At 73.4% G+C, this 6,242-nt stretch carries 6 protein-coding genes; 4 read left to right on the forward strand and 2 right to left on the reverse strand.

The window, feature by feature from the left end; all coding sequences use genetic code 11:
- Nucleotides 1-413, forward strand: a 413-nt coding sequence (locus ACTIR_RS24410; protein ID WP_034241070.1) for a helix-turn-helix transcriptional regulator, incomplete at its 5' end; no start/stop codon positions are given.
- Between the two features lie 65 nt (nucleotides 414-478).
- Nucleotides 479-1,567: a hypothetical protein gene (locus ACTIR_RS0119155; RefSeq protein ID WP_026455479.1), complete on the forward strand. Its 1,089-nt coding sequence runs from the start codon at nucleotides 479-481 to the stop codon at nucleotides 1,565-1,567.
- Here the strand turns inward: ACTIR_RS0119155 and ACTIR_RS0119160 are convergent.
- A complete protein-coding gene (locus ACTIR_RS0119160) occupies nucleotides 1,564-2,049 on the reverse strand; it encodes a DUF6328 family protein (RefSeq protein WP_026455480.1) in 486 nt (161 codons plus the stop codon). The two genes, ACTIR_RS0119155 and ACTIR_RS0119160, sit on opposite strands and share 4 nt — an antisense overlap.
- Nucleotides 2,046-2,951 (reverse strand): DMT family transporter, encoded by a 906-nt coding sequence (locus tag ACTIR_RS0119165; protein ID WP_026455481.1) that lies wholly within the window; start codon nucleotides 2,949-2,951, stop codon nucleotides 2,046-2,048. Before ACTIR_RS0119165 ends, ACTIR_RS0119160 begins: the two co-directional genes overlap by 4 nt.
- A 169-nt stretch (nucleotides 2,952-3,120) precedes the next feature.
- Between ACTIR_RS0119165 and ACTIR_RS0119170 the strand changes: the two genes are divergently transcribed.
- The gene (locus ACTIR_RS0119170) at nucleotides 3,121-3,825 is read left to right on the forward strand and encodes a superoxide dismutase family protein (RefSeq protein WP_026455482.1); all 705 of its coding nucleotides are present in this window, start codon (nucleotides 3,121-3,123) and stop codon (nucleotides 3,823-3,825) included.
- A gap of 252 nt (nucleotides 3,826-4,077) precedes the next feature.
- Nucleotides 4,078-5,232, forward strand: coding sequence for a tRNA dihydrouridine synthase DusB (gene dusB / locus ACTIR_RS0119175; RefSeq protein ID WP_052583956.1), 1,155 nt, complete (start codon nucleotides 4,078-4,080; stop codon nucleotides 5,230-5,232).
- Nucleotides 5,233-6,242: the final 1,010 nt, after the last annotated feature.

Here is a 6,242-nt window from a genome sequence, read left to right on the forward strand (position 1 = left end):
GCACCGCACTCGCCCACGGCCGGTGGCTGCGCCGGCACCGCCGCCCCGCCCGGGCACGGGAACACCTGCGCACGGCGAGGACGCTGTTCGACGACCTCGGGGCACGGCCGTGGCGGGCCCACGCGGAAGAGGAACTGCGTGCCGCGGGCGGCCGCGAAGCGACCCCCGCCACGACGACGGATCCGGCCACGCCGTCTCCCCCGGACGGTGCGGCGGCGACGCTCACCGCCAGGGAGGCGCGCGTCGTCGCCCTCGCGGCGCGCGGGCTGAGCAACCGGGAGATCGGGAGCAGGCTGTTCCTGAGCCCGCGGACGGTGGGGCACCACCTCTACAAGGCGTTCCCGAAGCTCGGTGTCTCCACCCGCGGTGAGCTCGCCGCTCTCGGCTACGCCGACCCGGCCGCGGCCGCCTGAGAACCGGTGCGACGGGGCGTCGGCCCGGGGGTGTCCGGGGCGCGGATCGTGGCACACTGCGCACCGTGGAGTACCAACTCACCGCCGAGCTCGCCGCCCCCACCGAGCTGCCCGACCTCGACGCGCTGCAACAGGTCGGCGTGCTGTCGCTGCTCGACCAGCGGCTCAACTCCCTGGTCGGCATCGAGGGGCCGGACGGCGTGGAGATCACCCCGATGGAGCACTCGCTGACCGCGCATCCGCGCGGGGTGCGGATGTACTGGCTGTTGGACGCCCCCGCGCTGGCGTTCGCCGAGGACGCGACCCGCGCCGTGCTCGAACAGACCGTGGCCGAGACCGAACTGCTGGAGGGCTGGGAGGTCGGGCACTGTGCGGTCACCGCCACCGACGACCAGCTGGAGAGTGCGCTGGCCGCCTCGGCCGGGCCGGACGACGGTGCCCCCGACGGGCCCGAGGGGCTCGGCGGGCCGGTCGGTGGGCACCTCGAAGACACCTCCGGCACCCCCCTCGGCCGGTGGGTGGATCCGGTGTCGGCGGAGCGGGAGGCCGACATCGCCGACCGGCGCGCCCGGTTGTTGCGGTCGGGCGCGCACCTGGGCGCGTTCGACCCGTCCGTGTTCGGGACCGACCTGACCGACGAACAGGCCCGCTCGGTCGCGGGTGCGCTGCTGCACGGTGTCGAGATGCTCACCGACGAGTTGTTCGCCGACATCCAGCTGCTCGACGACGAGGACGCGACGGCCGACGAGGTGGAGGCGCTGTGGGCGCTGGACGAACTGCCCCAGCAGTTCGCCGACCGCTACACGGCGCTGTTCGCGAAACAGTTCCTCGTCGCCACCGCCCTGCTCGGCCACCGGCTCACCAGGCCGGGATGGCGGCCCCCGATGTGCGTGGCCGAGGCGCTGGCCCTGCACATCGCCGAGTGCCGGGCGGAGGTGGAACTCGACCTCGCCGACGTGCTGGACGGTGAGCGCGTGGCGAAAGCGCTGGCCGCGTTCAACGCGCACGCCCTCACCGACACCCGGCACGAGCTGCTGTACGACGTGGCCGAGGAGGACCTGGCGCCCGACCTCGCCTTCGACCGCTGGTTCGCCCCCACGGGCGAGTCGGACGGGCGGGCACTGCACCCGTACCTCGCCGACGAGGACGACTAGGTCCCCGACCGGCGCTGGGAGCCAGCCCTGCCGCCGCGCAGGAGCGTGGGGACGACGAACCACAGCACGGTGAACAGCACGGCGGTCACCACGGCGAGCACGATCATCACGACCGTCCCGTAGACCACCTTGGCGATCAGCGAGACCGTCAGGGTGATCGCCACGGCCAGGCACACCAGGCCCGCGACGACCATGCGGTTGCCCACCCGGAGGATCTCGGTGCGGCGCCCCTCGCGGAACAGCACCCGGTGCCAGGTGGCGGGGGCGGTGAGCAGCGCGGTGGACGCCGCCGTGAACAGCACCGTCACCAGGTGCAGCACCTTCTCGAAGTCCCCGGTCTCCCGGAACGGCCCGGTGAACACGACGGCGAGCAGGAACCCGAACAGGATCTGCACCCCGGCCTGCGCCACCCGCAGTTCCCCGAGCAGCTCGCTCAGGTTCCGGGCGAGCTGCACGTCGCGGGACTCCCCCGTCTCGCTCACGGGGACACCCGCTCCCGGCGGACCGGGTCCGTCGGGAGGACGACCGGCTCGTCCTTGCGGGTCCGTTCGTGCCAGCCCAGCGTCGTCACCGAGCAGACCAGCACGGCCAGGCCCAGCCACTGGGTCGTGGACAGGGTCTCCCCGAGCACGGTCACGCCGATGACCGCGGCCGTGGCGGGGAAGGCCAGTTCGGCCAGGGTCGCCCTGGCGGCCGGGGTGGTCACCATGCCCACGTAGTACAGGCTCAGCGCGACCAGCCCGGGCACGAGCGCGAGCAGGAGCAGCCCCGGCGCGTTCTCCCAGCCGACCGCGAACGGCTCGTCCCGGCCCGCGGCGAACAGGGCCGCCACCGGCAGCCCCACGCTGAACCGCAGCACCGTCACGTCCCGGGGTCGCAGCCGAGCCGACACGAAACGCCCCAGCACGGTGCCCGACGCCCACAGCGCGGCCGCACCCAGCGCGAGCAGTGCCGTGTGCAGCGCGGCGACGTGGACGTCGAACGGGTCGGCGAAGGCCAGCATCCACGCACCCGCCAGTGCGGGCACGGCGAACAGGAGGTACCCGGAACGCAGACGTTCCCCGAGGAGCACGACCGCGGCGAGCATCGCGAACAGCGGCTGCATCTTCTGCAGCACCAGCGGCGTCACCGCGTCCCCGGTCTGGAACGCCATGGTGAACAGCGCGGTCGCCGCGGCCGAGGCCCCGCCCCCGATCACCAGGACGGCGATCCACTCGCGCGGCCCGCACCGGGCGAGCGCCCGCACCGCCGACGGCAGCAGCGGCAGCAGCACCGCCGCCACGATCAGGTGTTCCCAGAACACCACACTCCCCGCGGGGAGATCCTCGGCCAGCGGCTGCCGGAGCAGACCGTCGGTGCCCCACAACGCCGCCGCGATCGCCACCAGCCACGTCCGGTCGACGCCCGCGGCGCGACCCGTTCCCGCCGTCGAAGTCACGCCGCCCAGGCTACGAGGCGGGCCCCACCGGACGCGGCACCGGACCACTCCGCGGGACCACCCGGGCAGGTGACTACGAATTGCGACGTCCGATCACTTCTGGTTAGCAGTCACCATGCGAAACCGAACGACATCCGCAGTGCTCACCACGACACTCACCACGACGGCGCTGCTGTCCGCGCTCGCCCTCGGCGGGGCGGGCCTCGCCACGGCGCAGGACGACGACACGGACGGCACGGACACCGGGCGCACGCTGTCCGACGCCACCGACGTCGCCGGGTCGGCCCTGACCGGCGGCACCGACTCGGTGCAGCTGCCGTTCACCGGCATCACGGTGACGGCCGCCTACGGCACGTTCGACGCACCCGGCGAGGGTGCCGACGACCCGGCCGCGCTCACCTACCGGCAGGACCTCGTGCCCGTGGGCTCCACGGCCCGGGTGGTGTCGGTGGAGGGCTCCTCGTCCGGCACGGTGGTCGAGCTGGAGGTCGACGGCCTGCGCGCCGACCGTGAATACGGCGCCCACGTGCACACCGACCCCTGCGGCCCGGACCCGGCCGACGCCGGTGGCCACTACCAGCACCGCCAGGACCCCGACCAGCCGTCCACCGACCCGGCCTACGCCAACCCGGACAACGAGATCTGGCTCGACCTCACCACCGACGACACCGGCGCCGCCGAGGTCGAGTCGCCGGTCGAGTGGTCCTTCGGCGAGCGCAGGCCGTCCTCGGTCGTCCTCCACGAACACCACACCCTGACCGGCGACGGCGAGGCGGGCGTCGCGGGCGACCGCCTGGCCTGCCTCGACGTCGACTTCTGACCCACCGCACATCCCCTCCACGGTTCCGGCGGCAGGACGCCGCGCGGATACTCCGGGTCTCACCGCAGCGGATCAGCCAGATGATCCGAGCTGCCTGACCCGACATCCCCGCACCCCGGTTCGCCGTGAAGGACCCCTTCCCTGCGTCCGACGCCGCGAGGGTCCCCTTCACTGCGTCCGGTGCGGGGAAGGGGGCCTTCACGGCACCCTCCCGCGCCCGGGTGGTCGGGCGGGTCGGGGACAATCGGGGGAATGAGCGTGGAGGAGTTGGCGCGGCCCGTGCCTGCACAGACCCTGCGGATCGGCCCGTACGAGGTGGATCCGCCCGTCGTGCTGGCCCCGATGGCGGGGATCACGAACGTCGCGTTCCGCAGGCTGTGCCGGGAGTACGGCGCGGGGCTCTACGTGTGCGAGATGATCACAGCCCGCGCCGTGGTGGAACGGCACCCGGGCACCTGGCACATGATGACCTTCGACGAGGGCGAGTACCCCCGCTCGATGCAGCTCTACGGCGTCGACCCCGCCACGATGCGGGAGGCCGTGAAGATCATCGTCGGGGAGGGGCTGGCCGACCACGTCGACGCCAACTTCGGCTGCCCGGTCGCGAAGGTGACCCGCAAGGGCGGCGGCGCGGCGCTGCCGTTCAAGCGCAAACTCTTCGGTGACATCGTCCGCGCCTCCGTCGAGGCCGCGGAGCCCGCGGGCGTGCCGTTCACGGTGAAGTTCCGCGTCGGCATCGACGACGACCACCACACCTACGTGGACGCGGGACGCATCGCCGAGGCCGAGGGGGCGGCGTCGGTGGCGCTGCACGCGCGCACCGCCGCGCAGCGCTACTCCGGCCAGGCCGACTGGTCGCACATCGCCCGGCTCAAGGAGGCGGTCACCACCGTCCCGGTGCTCGGCAACGGCGACATCTTCACCGCCGACGACGCACTGCGCATGATCGCCGAGACCGGCTGCGACGGAATCGTCGTGGGCCGCGGCTGCCTCGGCAGGCCGTGGCTGTTCGGCGAGCTGGAGGCGGCGTTCGCGGGCAGGCCGGTCCCCGAGGGGCCGTCGCTCGGCGAGGTGGCCGGCGTGCTGCGTCGGCACGCCGAGCTGCTCGTCGAGCACGACGGGCCGGACAAGGCGATGCGGGACCTGCGCAAACACATGGCCTGGTACTTCATGGGCTTCCCCGTCGGCTCGCAGCTGCGCCGCCGGTTCTCGATGGTGTCCTCGCTCGACGAACTCGACGAACTGATCGCCCAGCTCGACCACTCCGCGCCGTTCCCCACCGACGCCCTCGGCCCGCGGGGCAGGCAGGGCTCGCCCGGCAAGGTCACCCTGCCGCACGGCTGGCTCGACGACCCGGACGACCCGTGTGTGCCCGAGGGGGCCGACGTGATGCACTCCGGCGGCTGACCGCGCCCGGCGACGCGCTCCGGCCACGGGCGGTGTCCGGGCGTGGGAAGGGGCCACCGGCCCCGTTCCGGGCCGCCCGCACCGCCGAACCCGGCCGGTGGGTGACGTATGTCAAGTTCGCTCGGCCGCCACGAGCGGGGGACGGATGGCGCGTGCGATCACAGAGAGCGACGAACTTACGGTGTGTCTTCCCTCATACCCCGCGAAACACCTGAGAGGCCTACCCGCGCTCGCCTCATCGTGGCCCCCTGACGCACGTCACCGCGACGCTCGGTGAAAAAGTTCGCCCGAGGTGTCGTCCCGAACGGCGGATATCCGTACGATAACGAAGGCCGTCCTCGCGACGATCACAACAACGGCGTCATCAGATTCCCCGGATGGGGGAACCGAGTGTGAAGGGAGCGTGCGTGTCCGACGACCACGGCACTCCCGGAGTCACCTCTCAAGCGGAGGAATGGCGGGCCCGGGCCAGGCGTAACCGGGAGGAGTCACAACGCCGTCGGCGGCGTTCCCTCGACGAGAACGGCGGGATCACCGTCTCGGAGGTCGTCGCCCGGCACGCCGCCGAGCGGCAGTCGGCGGACGGCTCCACGGACGGACGTTCCGGCTCCCGGCACGCCCGCGTGGACCGGGACCCGGAACCGGACCATTCCACCGGGCCCCCCGACACCCGCGCACGGCACGCCCGCGCCGCCCCGGAACCCCCTGAACCGGTACTCCCCGGGCCGGAGCCGACGGCACAGGACCCTGCGGTGCAGGAGCAGGCGGAGCCACCTCCCCCGGCCGCACCGGCACCGGAGACCGGGGAGCCGTACCCGGCACCGGATGCCTCCGCTCCCACGTCGCACCGTCCGTGGGCACCGCAGGACCCCGGATCCGGTGTCCGGGCACCACACGTTCCCGCCGGTGAGGAGTCCACCCCCGCGACGCCCGCGGTCCGACGGCCGGCTCCCGACGCCGGACACCCACCCGCCGGCCCCGACCCCGCAGGGCCGATGCACCCGGCGCCC

Source organism: Saccharomonospora iraqiensis subsp. iraqiensis (genome assembly GCF_000430445.1).
In the GTDB taxonomy this organism is placed as follows: Bacteria; Actinomycetota; Actinomycetes; order Mycobacteriales; family Pseudonocardiaceae; genus Saccharomonospora; species Saccharomonospora iraqiensis.